Annotated in this window: 11 protein-coding genes; 7 read left to right on the forward strand and 4 right to left on the reverse strand. The window is 67.5% G+C overall.

Annotation, left to right across the window (positions count from 1 at the left end):
- Positions 1-5 precede the first annotated feature (5 nt).
- The 4 genes from CFB81_RS19395 (at position 6) to CFB81_RS19410 (ending at position 4,383) form a co-directional block, all read left to right on the forward strand.
- Positions 6-845: an SPOR domain-containing protein gene (locus CFB81_RS19395; RefSeq protein WP_089436208.1), complete on the forward strand. Its 840-nt coding sequence runs from the start codon at positions 6-8 to the stop codon at positions 843-845.
- 7 nt (positions 846-852) lie between these two features.
- Complete coding sequence (locus tag CFB81_RS19400) at positions 853-1,347, forward strand: CvpA family protein (protein ID WP_027782633.1); 495 nt, start codon at positions 853-855, stop codon at positions 1,345-1,347.
- A gap of 51 nt (positions 1,348-1,398) precedes the next feature.
- A complete protein-coding gene (gene purF, locus CFB81_RS19405; RefSeq protein WP_069618451.1) occupies positions 1,399-2,931 on the forward strand; it encodes an amidophosphoribosyltransferase in 1,533 nt (510 codons plus the stop codon).
- A 261-nt stretch (positions 2,932-3,192) separates the two neighbouring features.
- On the forward strand, positions 3,193-4,383 hold the full coding sequence (locus CFB81_RS19410; RefSeq protein WP_089437066.1) for an O-succinylhomoserine sulfhydrylase: 1,191 nt from the start codon (positions 3,193-3,195) through the stop codon (positions 4,381-4,383).
- A gap of 103 nt (positions 4,384-4,486) precedes the next feature.
- On the opposite strand, the gene CFB81_RS19415 is transcribed toward CFB81_RS19410, so the two are convergent.
- Genes CFB81_RS19415 through CFB81_RS19425 form a run of 3 tightly spaced genes read right to left on the reverse strand, consistent with a single transcriptional unit; the run spans position 4,487 to position 7,582 of the window.
- Positions 4,487-5,452 carry an NAD-dependent epimerase/dehydratase family protein gene (locus CFB81_RS19415; RefSeq protein WP_089436209.1) on the reverse strand — a complete coding sequence of 322 codons (966 nt, stop codon included), beginning with the start codon at positions 5,450-5,452 and terminating at the stop codon, positions 4,487-4,489.
- On the reverse strand, positions 5,439-6,485 hold the full coding sequence (gene gmd / locus CFB81_RS19420) for a GDP-mannose 4,6-dehydratase (protein ID WP_050011265.1): 1,047 nt from the start codon (positions 6,483-6,485) through the stop codon (positions 5,439-5,441). The genes CFB81_RS19415 and gmd overlap by 14 nt, the downstream gene beginning before the upstream one ends.
- A 35-nt stretch (positions 6,486-6,520) precedes the next feature.
- Entirely contained in the window at positions 6,521-7,582 is a 1,062-nt protein-coding gene (locus CFB81_RS19425; RefSeq protein WP_069618447.1) for an acyltransferase, read from the reverse strand.
- 475 nt (positions 7,583-8,057) lie between these two features.
- Here CFB81_RS19425 and CFB81_RS19430 point away from each other — a divergent pair, with 475 nt between their 5' ends.
- From CFB81_RS19430 to CFB81_RS19440, 3 genes are read left to right on the forward strand one after another with little or no spacing between them, the layout of a single operon-like run.
- Entirely contained in the window at positions 8,058-10,250 is a 2,193-nt protein-coding gene (locus CFB81_RS19430; protein ID WP_373452657.1) for a hypothetical protein, read from the forward strand.
- A 19-nt stretch (positions 10,251-10,269) separates the two neighbouring features.
- Positions 10,270-11,736 (forward strand): flippase, encoded by a 1,467-nt coding sequence (locus CFB81_RS19435; protein ID WP_050011262.1) that lies wholly within the window; start codon positions 10,270-10,272, stop codon positions 11,734-11,736.
- Complete coding sequence (locus CFB81_RS19440) at positions 11,733-14,192, forward strand: glycosyltransferase family 4 protein (RefSeq protein WP_179234924.1); 2,460 nt, start codon at positions 11,733-11,735, stop codon at positions 14,190-14,192. The genes CFB81_RS19435 and CFB81_RS19440 overlap by 4 nt, the downstream gene beginning before the upstream one ends.
- 399 nt (positions 14,193-14,591) lie before the next feature.
- Here CFB81_RS19440 and CFB81_RS19445 read toward each other — a convergent pair whose 3' ends face one another.
- The gene (locus CFB81_RS19445) at positions 14,592-15,767 is read right to left on the reverse strand and encodes an acyltransferase (protein ID WP_089436212.1); all 1,176 of its coding nucleotides are present in this window, start codon (positions 15,765-15,767) and stop codon (positions 14,592-14,594) included.
- Positions 15,768-15,795: the final 28 nt, after the last annotated feature.

The raw sequence follows: 15,795 nt of genomic DNA on the forward strand, positions 1-15,795 counted from the left end.
CATTCATGGGAATTTTCTCGTTCGGCAAGAAAGACGACGACGCGCCCCCGCGGCGCGGCGGTCGCACCGGGGCCTCCCGGAACGTGCGCACGGAGCGCACTGAACGCGTCGAGCGACGCTCGCGCCGTACCGAGCGTCCGGAATCGGATGCACTGCTGCTCGATCCGACCCTTCCAGAAAAGCAACGCGCGCGCCGTCGCCTCGTCGGCGCGATCGCGCTCGTCGTGGCTGCGGTGATCGTGCTGCCGATGGTGCTCGATTCGCACCCGAAGCCGGTCACCGACGACATCGCGATCGACATCCCGAACCGGCCCGCGCACCAGGCAGTCGCGCCGCGCGACGACGATGTGTCCGACGTGCAGGCAGGCGTCGCGCACGACGAACCGCCGGCCTCCGACACGGCCGTTGCGGCCGCACCGGCGCCCGCGCCGAAGGATGCGGCCAAGCCGGTCGCGAAACCCGAACCGACCACCACCGCGAGCGTGACGCCGCCGAAGCCCGCGCCGAAGCCGGCTGCCGCGCCCGCGCCGAAGCCGGCCGCGCCGAAACCTGCGCCCGCAACCGTCGCGAACGACGGCGCCGCGAGCCCGGACAGCGGCGACGCATCGTCGCCGGCGTCGCCGGCCGGTGCGCGCTTCGCGGTGCAGCTCGGGTCGTTCAAGGACGACGCGACGGCCCGTTCGTGGGCGACCAAGTTGAAATCGGCGGGCGTGCCCGCATATGTCGAGCATCGCAAGCAGGCAGACGGCAGCACGGCTACACTGTTGCGTGCCGGCCCGTTCGCGGATCGCTCGGCGGCCTCCGCCGCGATCGCGAAGGTGCGCGAAGCCGGTCTGACGCAGTAATGCCACGATGCTGACGGCTTTCGACTACGCTGTATTGGCGGTGATCGTGTTGTCGGCGCTGCGCGGCGCGTGGCGCGGCTTCGTATCCGAGATTTTCGGGCTGATCGGCTGGATCGCGGCGATCGTGATCGCGGGCCGCTACGTCGGGCTGGTCGTGCCATACATTCCGGCGAACTGGCCGGGCGGCGCGCTGACGCAGTGGGTGATCGCCTTCGCGTTGCTCGTGATCGGCGTCGTGCTGGTCGCCGGCGTGGCGAACGCGCTGCTGTCGCGGATCGCGCAGGCGAGTGGCCTGGGCGGCGTCGACCGCTCGCTGGGCATGATGTTCGGGCTCGTCCGCGGCTGTGTGCTGGTGGTGCTGCTGGTCGCGGCGGCCGGGCTGACCGAACTGCCCAAACAGGATTTCTGGCGCAATGCGCTCTTGCGTCCTTTTGCCGAGCAGGGCGTGCACGAGCTGAAGCAGCTCCTGCCCGACGGCATGGCCCAGTACGTACGCGTGTGACGACGCGGCCGGGCAGGACGGAACCGATTTTGTCATTCTGAAGGACATGCCATGTGCGGCATCGTAGGCGTTATCTCCCAATCCCCTGTCAATCAGCTGATCTATGACAGCCTGCTGCTGCTGCAGCATCGCGGTCAGGACGCGGCGGGCATCGCGACGGCGGACGGCAGCAATTTCCACATGTACAAGGCGAACGGCATGGTGCGCGACGTGTTCCGCACGCGCAACATGCGCAGCCTGCCCGGCACCTACGGCATCGGCCAGGTGCGCTACCCGACGGCCGGTTCGGCGTCGAGCGAGGCCGAGGCGCAGCCGTTCTACGTGAACGCGCCGTTCGGGATCATCCTTGCGCACAACGGCAACCTGACGAACTGGATGCAGCTGAAGGACGAGATGTTCCGGATCGACCGCCGGCACATCAACACCAATTCCGACAGCGAAGTGCTGCTCAACGTGTTCGCGCACGAGCTGCAACTGTCGACCACGGGCCTCGAGCTCGATCCGGCGTCGGTGTTCAAGGCGGTCTCGGGCGTGCATCGCCGCCTGCAGGGGTCGTACGCGATCGTGTCGCTGATCGCCGGCTACGGCCTGCTCGCGTTCCGCGACCCGTTCGGCATCCGCCCGCTCTGCATCGGCAAGCTCGAAACCGAACACGGCACCGAATGGATGGTCGCGTCGGAGTCGGTGGCGGTCGAAGGCATCGGTTTCGAATTCGTGCGTGACCTGGAGCCGGGCGAAGCGGTCTTCATCGACAAGGCCGGCAACTTCCACAGCCAGCAGTGCGCGGAGAACCCGACGCTGAATCCGTGCATGTTCGAATACGTGTATCTGGCCCGTCCGGATTCGTGCCTCGACGGCGTGCCGGTCTACAACGTGCGCCTGCGCATGGGCGACTATCTCGCCGAGAAGATCAAGCGCGAACTGCCGAACGTGCCGATCGACGTCGTGATGCCGATTCCCGATTCGTCGCGCCCGGCCGCGATGCAGGTCGCCGCGAAGCTCGGCGTCGAGTATCGCGAAGGCTTCTTCAAGAACCGCTACGTCGGCCGCACCTTCATCATGCCGGGGCAGGCGGTGCGCAAGAAGTCGGTGCGCCAGAAGCTCAACGCGATGAGCATCGAATTCAAGGACAAGCACGTGCTGATCGTCGACGATTCGATCGTGCGCGGCACGACCTCGCACGAAATCGTGCAGATGGCGCGCGATGCGGGCGCGAAGTCGGTGATCTTCGCGTCGGCGGCGCCGCCCGTGAAGTTCCCGAACGTGTACGGCATCGACATGCCGACGCGTGGCGAGCTTGTCGCGCACGGCCGCACCGACGAGGAAGTCGCGAAGATCATCGGCGCCGATCATTTGATCTATCAGGACGTCGACGATCTGCGCCGCGCGGTGCGCGACATCAACCCGAAGCTCGAGCGCTTCGAGGCGTCGTGTTTCGACGGCAACTACATCACCGGCGCCGTGACGCCCGAGTACCTCGATGCGATCGAGCGCGCGCGCCTCACGCCGGCGTCGCAGGCCGATCGCGACACGGCCGGCGACACCGAGCGTTCGCAGATGAACCTGCAGCTGTCGGTCGAGTAACGCCGGCGCACGCTTTTATCGAGGCGTGATAGGATGTGGCCTTGCGTCGATTTGATATCAGCTTGCGGACGCGGGGCAACTTCCCAAAACAGCTAAAGCGAAGGCCGGCGGCAGCCGGCCCGAGTCGATCGCTGTCGTACCGCACCGAAGCCCGCTGATGCCGACGCATAGCGGGCTTTTTGTTTTTTTGGCCTCGGTTTTGACCGGGTCCGCGCCTTGTGCACGACCGTCGGCGCGGCCATCGAATACGGAAAACGGAACATGGACGACTCCCTCAACTTCGACACGCTCGCGGTGCGCGCGGGCACGCTGCGCAGCGACTTCAACGAGCATTCGGAAGCGCTGTTCCTCACGTCGAGCTTCTGCTTCTCGAGCGCGGCCGACGCGGCCGAGCGCTTCGCGAATTCGGAAGACTATTTCACCTATTCGCGCTTCACGAATCCGACGGTCACCATGTTCCAGGAGCGTCTCGCGGCGCTCGAGGGCGGCGAGGCCTGCATCGCGACGGCGTCGGGCATGGCCGCGATCATGTCGGTCGTGATGTCCGCGCTGCAGGCGGGCGATCACCTCGTCAGCTCGCGCAGCCTGTTCGGCTCGACGCTCGGGATGTTCTCGCAGATCTTCAGCAAGTTCGGGATCACGACGACCTTCGTCGACCCGACCGACCTGAACGCATGGCAGGAAGCCGTGCGGCCGGAAACGAAGATGTTCTTCCTCGAGACGCCGTCGAACCCGCTGACCGAACTCGCGGACATCGAGGCGATCGGCAAGATCGCGAAGGCGGCGAATGCGCTGTTCGTCGTCGACAACTGTTTCTGCAGCCCGGTGCTGCAGCAGCCGCTGAAGCTCGGCGCGGACGTCGTGATGCATTCGGCGACGAAATTCCTCGACGGGCAAGGCCGCGTGCTCGGTGGCGCGCTGGTCGGCTCGAAGGAATTCATCATGGGCAAGGTGTTCCCGTTCGTGCGCAGCGCGGGCCCGACGCTGTCGGCCTTCAACGCGTGGGTGCTGCTGAAGGGGATGGAGACGCTGTCGCTGCGCGTCGAGAAGCAATCGGCGAACGCGCTGGAGATCGCGCGCTGGCTCGACTCGCATCCGGCGGTGGCGCGCGTGTTCTATCCGGGGCTCGAATCGCATCCGCAGCATGAACTCGCGAAGCGCCAGCAGAAGGCGGGCGGCGCGATCGTGTCGTTCGAGCTGAAGGGCGACACGCCCGAGCAGCAACGCGCGAACGCATGGCGCGTGATCGACGGCACGAAGCTGGTGTCGATCACCGGCAATCTCGGCGACACGCGCACGACGATCACGCATCCGGCCACGACGACGCACGGCCGCATCACGCCGGAAGCGCGGGCGGCGGCGGGGATCACCGAGGGGCTGATTCGCCTGGCGGTCGGCCTCGAGCATGCAGCCGACATTCGCAACGATCTGGCGCACGGCCTGGACGGCTGAGCGATACCGCCGGTTTTCGCTCGGCATCAATGAAACGGGCCGCTCGAGAGAGCGGCCCGTTGTCGTTTCGGCGCATGCCGTCGCGCGCCTGTTGTGCCGTCGTTCAGCCGGCGGCGTGCGCGGACGGTGCGGCACGCATCGCGTCCACCATCCAGCGCAGCGTTTCGTCGAGCGGCGTGACCGGTAATTCGCCCACCGCGCGGCGCAGCTTGTCGCGCGACCCGCTCAGGCTTTTCACTTCGTTGTGCCGCACGAAGCGCGGATCGATCGTCACGTCGATCACGTAGCCGGCGATCCGCGACAGCATCGCCAGCACTTCCTTCAGCGAATACGCGCGCTCCGAGCAGACGTTGAACGTCTCGCCGGCCGGCGCGGCTTCGACCAGCTTCAGATAGGCGGCCGTCACGTCGCGCACGTCGGAAAAATCGCGGCTCACGTCGAGGTTGCCGAGCGAGATCCGCGGCGCGTTGCTCGCATAGTGCGCGACGAGCTTCGGCAGCAGATACGCATCGCTCTGGCCGACACCCGTGTAGTTGAACGGCCGCGCGATCACGATCGGCAGCCGGTCGGACCATAGCTTCGCCGCATATTCCATCGCGAGCTTGCTGACCGCGTAGTCGTTCGCCGGCGCGGGCGCGACGGTTTCGTCGAGCACGCCGGCCGTCGAGTTGCCGTAGATGTTCGCGCTGCTGGCCAGCAGCACTGCCGACGGACGGCGGTCGAGGCCGGCCAGCGCCGCCAGCACGTTGCGCGTGCCGACGATGTTGACCGCGTAGGTGGACGACGGCTCGTCGTCGGCGACATGCGCACGCGCGGCGAGATGCACGACCGCGTCGGGTCGTGCGTCGGCCGCGGCCGCGCGCATGGCATCCGCGTCGAGCAGGTCGACGGGCAGCAGCGTGCAGTGTGCGAACGCCGGATCGGCGGGGGGCGGCGTGCCGGGCGCGACCGTGCCCCAGACGTCATAGCCGGCCGCCTGCAGGCGTTCGGCCATGTAGCGACCGGTGAAGCCCGTCAGGCCCGTGACGAACGCACGGCGCGACGGACGCCCGGTTTCAGAACGTGTCATGGTGTTGGTTCCGCGTCAAATCCGCTTCGACCATCATCTGGCAAAGTTGTTCGAGCGTCGTCTTGGGTGCCCAGCCCAGTTTGCTTTTCGCCTTGTCCGCGCAGCCGATCAGCAGGTCGACTTCGGCCGGGCGATAGAACTTCGGGTTCACTTCGACGAGCACGTTGCCGGTCGATGCGTCGAGGCCGCGTTCCTGCTCGCCCTTGCCGGTCCATTCGAGCTGGTAGCCGGCCGCCGCGAACGCCATCCGCACGAAGTCGCGCACGGTTTCGGTGCGGTTGGTCGCCAGCACGTAGGTGTCGGGTTCGTCGGCCTGCAGCATGCGCCACATGCCTTCGACGTATTCGAGCGCGAAGCCCCAGTCGCGCTTCGCGTCGAGATTGCCGAGCTCGAGCTTGGTCGCCTTGCCGAGCTTGATCTTCGCGATCGTGTCGGTGATCTTGCGCGTGACGAATTCGCGGCCGCGCAGCGGCGATTCGTGGTTGAACAGGATGCCGCTGCTGCCGAACAGGCCATACGATTCGCGGTAGTTCACGGTCATCCAGTGCGCGTACAGCTTCGCGACGCCGTACGGGCTGCGCGGATAGAACGCGGTGGTTTCCGTTTGCGGGATCGCCTGCACCTTGCCGAACATCTCGGACGTCGACGCCTGGTAGAAGCGCGTCTTCGGGCTGACGACGCGAATTGCCTCGAGCAGGTTCAGCGGGCCGATGCCGGTTACTTCGGCGGTCGTCGCCGGCTGGTCGAACGACACGCCGACGAAGCTTTGCGCGGCCAGGTTGTACAGCTCGTCCGGCTGCGTGCGTTCGAGCAGGCGCAGGCTCGAGCCCGCGTCGGTCAGGTCGTGTTCGACGAGCGTCAGGTTCGGGTGCGTGTCGACACCCAGCTCGGCGATGCGCCAGAAATTCACCGAGCTGGTGCGGCGGTAGGTGCCGGTGACCTCGTAGCCCTTGTCGAGCAGCAGTTTGGTCAGGTACGCACCGTCTTGCCCCGAAATTCCGGTGATGATGGCCTTCTTACGCGTTTGGCTCATGGCGTTGTCCTGGTAGAAGCGATGGATGATGAAAGTCAGGCGGTCGTGCCGGCGGCGGTCGGCACCGCGCGGCGCGCAGGCCCGCGCGTCAGGCGTCGTTCGAAGCCGTACCAGCTCAGGGTCGCGTACGCGAGCGTGATCGCGAGCGCGAGCGCGGCCGTGACGAAGCGGTTCAGGTGCAGCGGCCACAGCGCGTACAGCACGCTCAGGTGAATCAGGTAGACGGTGTAGCTGACGGTGCCGACGTAGACGAGCATCGGGTTCGTCAGCACGCGCTGCACGAGGCCGCGGCCGCGCAGCGCGATCACGACGATCGACGTGCATAGCAGCAGCGAGATGCTGTAGAGCGCCGCATTCGACAGCGGCGTGTTCGCGGCGCGAAAGCGCGGGAACGACAGGTGCAGCCAGCCGAGGATCGCGAGCGACACGAGCGCGCCGACGATCGCGAGCGGATAGAACGGCTCCAGCGCCCGCCGGTCGCGGCGCAGGACGATCGCGAGCAACGCGCCGGCCGCGAGCAGGTCCATCCGGAACGGCGTCAGGTAGTAGATCGGCCAGAACGAATCGAACCACGGCGTCGCGATCGCGCGCAGCACCGGCGCCGCGACGATCAGCGCGGCGGCGACCCACAGCAGCGCGCGCTCCGAGCACCACAGCACGACGAACGGCCAGAAGATGTAGAACTGCTCCTCGACCGCGAGCGACCACAGCACGTTCAGGCTGTCATGGCCGATGCTGCCGAGCGACAGCCCGATATTGGTCGAGAAGAACGCGAACCACGGCCAGTGCGGCAGCCAGCTCGCGCCGAACAGCAGCGTCGACACCACCAGCAACAGCACGTACGGCGGCAGGATGCGGCGTACGCGGCGCGCGTAGAAGTGGCTGAAGTACGACTGTCCGCGCGCCTTGCGATCGAGCAGGATGCCGGTGATCAGCAGGCCGCTCAGCACGAAGAACAGATCGACGCCCATCCACAGCGGCGCCTTCAGCGCGTGTTGCAGGAATACGGCGCCCACCGCGATCGCGCGCAACCCGTCGAGCTGCACGATGCGGCCATGTTGCGGGGCGAGGTCGGCGGGGCGCGACAGGGCCGTCATCGCGCGGCTCCTTCACGACCCGCATCCGATGCGTGTACGTATTGCATGCCTTTAAATGAAATATGGAATCGAAATCGATTCTAGGGAAAAGAAATCGGTAAAAAAACGCGTGCCATTTATCTGACGACAAACAGGCAAATGCCGATTATTACGATCGCGAGGTGAAAGGTTTGCTCCCGGACAGGCATGACAGGCGGCCCGGGGCGGAATTTTCTACGTGATGGCGCGGGAGGGGCGGTCGTTATTGCCGTTTTCCGCGGTCATTTACTCGCTGTTCCGGTTCGATATTTCACGCGGAAACATCCCCAAATATTTCCAAATTTCTTGTGATTATTTTTGCTTGTAACCTGCATCGCGACGTTTGAAACCCATTTAGCGACAGCGCGCCGCCGCGGGCGATCCGAGGCGGCGCCGGTCGCTGTTGCATCGACATCGAGTCTGGAGAAGTGCATTGCGACGTCTGATTCTGGTTGGCATGACGGTATGCGCGGCACTGCTGACGAGCGCCGTGCCGGCCGAAACGGTGTTGCCCGCGACGACGTCGTGGATCGGCAACACGTTCGGCTATGGCGACGGCACGTGGACGCAGATCGACATTCGCGCGATCGCGGTGACGCCGGAGGGCAAGGTGTATACGAATGCGCCGTGGGACGAGAGCGGCGCCGAGGCGAGCGTCTACCAGGACGGGAAGATGCTCGGCTTCGCGGGCGGCACGCACGGCTGGGGTAACCTCGGCGGCAGCGCGATCGCGGTGAACGGCAAGTACGCGTATGTCGCGATCGGCGTCGGCAACGAGCGCGGCCACCTGCAGTCGCCCGGCATCTGGCCGGACAAGGGCAAGCAATGGTTCGGCATCTCGCGGCGCACGATCGGCGACATGAAGCAGCCCGCGCCGTTTCGCGCGGCGCCGCAGGTCGCGCCGGGCGGGCGCGCCGATACCGGCCGCGCACGGATGGCCGCGAGCTTCATGATGATGAACGAGGTGCCGGCGCCCGCGCGCTCGGAAGTGGGTGAGGCGAAGGCGGAAGTGGGCGGCCTCGCGGCCGACGACAAGACGCTGTTCGCGACCAATCCGTCGCGCGACGTGGTGGACGTGTACGACGCGGAGACGATGCAGCAGAAGGGCACGTGGAACGCGCACGAGCCGGGCCGCATCGCGCTGGCGGGCGACGGCACGCTGTGGCTGCTGACCGATACGCTGGGCGGCCCCGCGCATCTCGTGCACGTGCGGCCCGACGGCCGCAAGCTCGACGACGCGCCGGTGCTGCCGGAGGGCACCGATGCGGTGGACGTGGCGGTCGACGCGAAAGGGCGCGTGCTCGTCGCGGACAACGGGCCGCGCCAGCAGATCCTGATCTTCTCGAAAGGCGGCAAGGGCTATGCGCCGTCGGGCACGCTCGGCGAGCGCGGCGGCATCTTCGCGGGCCCGGTGCCGGGCCGGCCGGGGCCGCAGCGTTTCAACGGGCTGACGGGCGTCGGCGTCGACCGCGCGGGCAACATCTATGTGTCGATGAACGGGATCGGGCCGCGCCACGACACGATCGGCGCGGGGCTCGGCGCGGTGCTGGAAAGCTACACGCCGGACGGCAAGCTGCGCTGGCAGGTGCAGGGGCTGCTGTTCGTCGACGGCGCGTGGCTCGACCCCGCGCGGCCGAACAGCGTGTACACGGGCAACAAGCGCTTCGAGCTCGACTTGTCGAAGCCGCCGGGCCAGGACTGGAAATACGTCGGCTTCCTGTCGAACCGCTTCAAGTATCCGGACGACCCGGTGTTCCACACCGACCAGTATCCGGGCATGCCGATCGCGCGGCGCGTCGACGGGCGCACGTTCCTGTACCTGACCGACATGTACGCCGATCACCTGAAGATCTACCGTTTCGACGCGAAGCGCGACGGCGAGGTCGCGATTCCGTCGGGCCTGATCGCGGGCCGCGCGCGGCCGGTCGACAAGGTGCCGAACAAGCCGCCGGGCGGCGACTGGCTGTGGCGCGACGCGAACGGCAACGGTCGGATCGATGCCGACGAGTCCGAGATCAACACGACGGGCAAGGCAAAGGCGGGCGGTTGGGGCTGGTGGGTCGACACGAAGGGCGACATCTGGCGCACGAGCGACGTGCGAGGGATTCATCGTTTCGGCTATGGCGGCATCGACAAGGCCGGCAACCCGATCTACTCGTACGACAAGGTCACGACCTATCCGATGCCGCAGCCGTTCACGCAGCTGCGCCGCGCGATCTACGAGCCGCAGACGGACACGCTGTACGTGACGGGCTATACGGCCGACGCGCCGCCGCAGCCCGGCATCAACAAGGAAGTCGGCCGCGTGCTGGTGCGCTTCGACAAATGGTCGAGCGGCTCGCCGGTGGTGCGCTACCAGGTCGCGCTCCCGTGGCAGCTCGACGCGAAGCCGATCCTCGACCTGATCGGGATCACGGTCGAAGGCCGCTACATCTTCACCGTGGAGCCGGTCGGCAAGATCCACGTGTACGACAAGGAAACCGGCAAGGAAGTCGGCGTGATGAGCCCGGGCGCGGAGGTCGGCAAGGCGTCGGGCTGGGTCGACGTGCCGTTCGGCATCAGCGCGTTCCGGCGCGAGAACGGCGAGTACCTGGTGTTCGTCGAGGAAGACGCGCGCGGCAAGGTGCTCATGTACCGCTGGAAACCGTAACGGGCCCCTGGGCTAAAGCATGGACAAAGGCATACTCAAGAACGTTTCGATCAACTTCATCGGGCTGATCCTGCCGACCTTCGTGTCGCTGGTGACGGTGCCCGCGTATATCCACGCGCTGGGCGTCGAACGCTACGGCGTCGTCAGCCTCGTGTGGACGCTGATCGGCTATTTCGGGATCCTCGATCTCGGAATGAGCATGGCCGCGCAGAACCACATCTCGAAGGCGCTCGCGAGCGGCAACGCCGACGAAAGCGCGCGCGTGTTCTGGAGCGCGTTCTGGCTGAATCTCGGCACCGGCATCGTCGGCGGCCTGCTGATCTATTTCGGCGCGTTCGTCTACACCGCGTATTTCACGAAGGTGTCGGCGGCGATGCAGCACGAGGTGTATCTGGCGCTGCCGTGGCTCGCGCTCGCGATTCCGCTCGCGAACGTGTCGTGGGTGTTCGCCGGCGCGATCAACGGCGCCGAACGGTTTGGCGTGTTCAACACGAACCAGACGATCGGCACGTTCCTGTTCCAGCTGCTGCCGCTCGGCGCCGCGTGGTGGATCGCGCCGAACCTGCAGACGGTGCTCGCCGCGGCGGTCGTCGCGCGGCTGATCGCGGCGGTGATGCTCGGTCAGGCCAGCATCAAGGTGCTCGGGATCCGCCGCATCGATCCGCCGCAGTGGGGCACCGCGAAGGGGCTGTTCAACTTCGGCGGCTGGATGCTGATCGCGAGCACGACGAGCATGATCGCCGACACGCTCGACCGCGTGATGCTCGGCGCCGGCATGGGCGCGAAGTTCGTCACGTACTACACGGTGCCGCAGAACCTCGTCACGCGGCTGAACATGCTGCCGAACGCGTTGGTGCGCACGCTGTTCCCGCGCCTGTCGGCGGTCGGCCGCGATCACGCGGATACGCTCGCGCGCCAGTCGCTCGAATTCCTGAACGGCGTATTCACGCCGGTCGGCATCGTCGCGATCTTCGCGCTCGCACCGTTCCTCACGCTGTGGGTCGGCGCCGATCTCGCCGCGCATTCGGCGCCCGTCGGGCGCGTGCTGGTGATCAGCGTGTGGCTCGTCGGCCAGGCGAGCGTCACGCGCATTCTGATCCAGTCGCAGGTCAACCCGGCCCGCGCGGCATTCGCCGGGCTCGTCGAGATGCCGTTCTTCGTCGGCGGCCTGTGGTTCGGCATTCATCACTTCGGGCTGATCGGCGCGGCGGTGGTCGTCGCGGCGCGCGCGCTCGTCGACTACGGCGTGCTGCTGTACCTGTCGGCGATCCGGATGCGCGCGATCGTACTCGACATGCTCGCGCACCTCGCGTTTCTGCTGGCGAGTCTGTTCCTGGCGCAGGCATGGCCGGGGCTGGTCCAGTCGATCGGCATGTGCGCGGTCGTGCTGGTGCTGAACGTCGCGTGGTCGCTCACGATGACGCCGGGATTGCGCGCACTCGTGCGCGACCTGTTTGTCCGTCTCAATGCGAGGAGAACTGCATGAATCGCGATCTGGCGGAACACGCCGTCCTGAATCTCGCCACGGCCGATGCCGTCGTGGTCCACGCCGGCGACGCCGCCGCGCTGCACCCAGCCGAGCGCGCCGGCGCGCGACAGCCGGCGCGTGCGCTGCGCGTGGCGATCGTCCACGACTGGCTCGTCACCTACGCGGGCGCGGAGCGCGTGCTCGAACAGATCGTCGCGTGCTTTCCCGACGCGGACCTGTTCAGCCTCGTCGATTTCCTCGACGATCGCGCGTTCGTGCGCGGCAAGCCGGTGACGACGTCGTTCATCCAGAAGCTGCCGTTCGCCCGCACCAAGTACCGCAGCTACCTGCCGCTGATGCCGCTCGCGATCGAGCAGCTCGACGTGTCCGAGTACGACCTCGTGATCTCGAGCAGCCACGCGGTCGCGAAGGGCGTGCTGACCGGCCCGGACCAGGTGCACATCAGCTACGTGCATTCGCCGATCCGCTATGCGTGGGACCTGCAGCACCAGTATCTGGAACAGTCGAATCTCACGCACGGGCCGAAATCGCTGCTCGCGCGGATGATTCTCCATTACATCCGCAACTGGGACACGCGCACCGCGAACGCGGTGGACGGCTTCGTCGCGAACTCCGCGTTCATCGCACGGCGCATCAAGAAGGTCTACCACCGCGACGCGGCGGTGATCTTTCCGCCGGTCGACGTCGACGCGTTCTCGCTCAACGCGGCGAAGGAGGATTTCTACCTGACCGCGTCGCGGATGGTGCCGTACAAGAAGATCGACCTGATCGTCGAAGCGTTTTCGCGCACGCCCGAGCGCAAGCTCGTCGTGATCGGCGACGGCCCCGAGATGCAGAAGATTCGCGCGAAGGCCGGCCCGAACGTCGAGATTATGGGCTACCAGCCGTTCGCGGTGCTGCACGACCGGATGCGGCGCGCGAAGGCGTTCGTGTTCGCGGCCGAGGAGGATTTCGGGATCTCGGTCGTCGAGGCGCAGGCGTGCGGCACGCCGGTCATCGCGTACGGCAAGGGCGGCGCGCTCGAGACCGTGCTGGACCCGCAGTCGAACCTGAACCCGACCGGCCTTTTCTTCGACGAACAGACGCCGCACGCGATCGTCGCGGCCGTCGACGATTTCGAGCGCGCGCCGCAGCGCTTCACGCCTGACGCGTGCCGCGCGAATGCGGAGCGGTTTTCCGCCGACACGTTCCGGCGGCGCTTCCTCGACTACGTGGAGCAAGCGCTGCCTGGCTCGACCGCGCAGCGCGGCACGGCGGCCCCGCTGCCGGTCGCGCGCGGCCCGGCGACGCTCGTGCTCGACCAGAGCGGCGTGCTCGGCGGCGCCGAGCTGTCGCTGCTCGAGATCATGAAGCACATGCGCGCGAACGCCGACGTGCTGCTGTTCGACGACGGTCCGTTTCGCGCGGCGCTCGACGAGATCGGCGCGCGCGTCGACGTGGTCGAGCAGGGCGCGCTCGCGGGCGTGCGCAAGCAGGGCGGCGTGTCGTTCGGCGCGGTGAAGCAGCTCGTGCGGCTGGTGCGCGACGTCGCCCGGCGCGCGCGCCGCGCCGAGGTGATCTACGCGAACACGCAGCGCGCGATGGTGGTCGCCGCGCTTGCCGGGCGGCTGGCGCGCAAGCCGGTCGTCTGGCATTTGCGCGACATCGTCAGCACCGACCATTTCGGCGGCAAGCAGTTGCAGGCGATCAAGTACTGCGCGCGGTTCGGCGTCACGCGCGTGATCGCGAACTCCGACGCATCCGCGCAGGCGTTCCGCGCGCTGACCGGCTTTACGCCGCAGCACGTCGACGTCGTGTTCAACGGGATTTCGGCCGAACCGTTCGATGCGCTGGACGGCGTGAGCCAGGCCGCGCTGCGCGCGCGCCTCGGGTTGCCCGCGGACGCATGGCTGGTCGGCTCGTTCAGCCGTCTCGCGCGCTGGAAGGGGCAGCACGTGCTGCTGGAGGCCGCCGCGCGGCATCCCGACATGCACGTGGTGCTGGTCGGCGCGCCGCTGTTCGGCGAGGACGACTATGCGGCGCAACTGCACGAATACGTCGCGCAGCATGCGATGGACGAGCGCGTGCATTTCCTCGGGTTCCAGCGCGACGTGGCCGCCTGCATGACGGCGGTCGACGTCGTTGCGCACACGTCGATCACGCCGGAGCCGTTCGGGCGCGTGATCGTCGAGGGGATGCTCGCGCGCCGGCCGGTCGTCGCGGCGCGCGCGGGCGGCGTCGTCGAGATCATCGAGGACGGCGACAACGGACTGCTCTGCGAGCCGGGCGACGCGGCCGCGCTGGCCGATGCGCTGGCGACGCTCAAGCGCGACCGCGCGTTGCGCGAGCGGCTCGTCGCGAGCGGTCGCGCGACCGCGGTGCGCCGGTTCGGGACTGAAACCTACGTGGAGCGGGTCGAGAAGATCCTCGCGGATACGGCCAAGGCCGCCAAGGCGGCGAGCGCGAAGAAGTAGCGGCCGGCGGGAGCTGGCGGGAAATGGCGGAAAACGGGTCCCCATGCGGCGTTGCGCTGCGTGGGGGCTTCGCTTTTCAGCGGGCGACGCGTCTGGTTGGGACGGACGGGCTGGTTTGCGCCCCGGGTCCGGGTCGGGCGCGAGCGTGGCCGAGCGTCATCTGGAACAGGATCGGGCCGTCAGGAACGTGAAGCGAGCAGCCGACACCGTCGCACTCGTGCTTCGGCAACCGCGCGGAAGGGGCCCGTGCGGGCCGTGGCGCCGTCCGAGGGCGGCAGGCTGCCCACTCGTTGTCGACCCGGCCTGCAACCGCGTGCCGGCAATGAAAAAGCCCCCGCGCAGCGACGCGCCGCGCGGGGGCTCCGGAACCGGACGGCTGATCGAGCCGTCCGGCCCGCGTCAGGCGGCCTGTTCGGGCGTCGACGCGACGACGCGGGCCGTGCGGGCCGGCTTGAAGCTGGCCGACCACACCATCGCCGGCCGTTCGAACATCCGGTAGAACAGGTACGCGACCGGAACCGCGACGGCCATGAACGCGAACGACGGCCAGATCGACAGTTGCAGTTCGGAGTGGAACAGCACCGAGCCGAGGCACACGAACAGCGGCAGGTGGACGAGATACAGCGAGTAGCTGAAGTCGCCGAACCAGCTCAGCACGCGCAGCGGCGGCGTCGCGCGCGGCGGCCGGGCGAGCGCGCGGTACAGGAAGCATGCGAAGCCGGCCGACCACAGCTGGAACGCGCCGTACTGCCCGAAATGGAATGCGCCGCAGCCGGCGGCCAGCAGCACGGCGGCCGCGACGTACCACGCGCGCGACGGCACGACGGCCGTGCCGCGCGACTGCTGCGCGCGCACGTCGGCGATCCATGCGCCGATCGTCCAGGACAGCCAGTACGACGTGAAGAACTGCAGGTCGTGCCGTTCGAGCAGCCACGCCGACGCGACGTTGACGAGCGCGACCGCGGCCACGACGGCCGGCATGCCGATGCGCCGGCGCAGCGCGAACAGCAGCGGGTAGATCGCGTAGAACTGCACTTCGAGCGACAGTGTCCACAACGCGCCGTTCGACCCGTACGTGTGGCCGGCGACGCCCTGCAGCGAGAACAGGTTCACGAGGAACGCGACGAGGCCGACGTCGCGGATCTTGTGGCTGACGGGCTCGATCTGCAGACTGACCGCATCGAGCGCGAGCGTGAACAGCAGTGCGGCGAGCAGCACCGGGTAGATGCGCGCGAAGCGGCGCACCCAGAAGTTCGGCGCGTCGAGCCGGTACGCGGGATTGGCCGCGAGCTTGAGCGCCGCGTTGCGGTGGATGCAGTAGCCGCTGATCACGAAGAAGATCGGGACGCCGGCCGAGCCCCACGCGAACGGGAAGGTCAGGTAGCCGGCGATCGCGCCCGGGCTCAGTGCATGACCGTAAGCCTGATGGAAGCTCTGCATGCCGACCCAGACGACCTGGCGGCAGTGGAAATAGGCGACGAGCAGCGCCGCGAAGCCGCGCATCGCGTCGATCACGTGTTCCTTGTGGTCGGCGACGGGCGGCGCGGCCAGAGACGATCCGCTGAAAGCTTGCATGCGATTCGATTCCTTGCGACGGATGGAC

The sequence above is a fragment of the Burkholderia sp. AU28863 genome (genome assembly GCF_002223195.1).
In the GTDB taxonomy this organism is placed as follows: domain Bacteria; phylum Pseudomonadota; class Gammaproteobacteria; order Burkholderiales; family Burkholderiaceae; genus Burkholderia; species Burkholderia sola.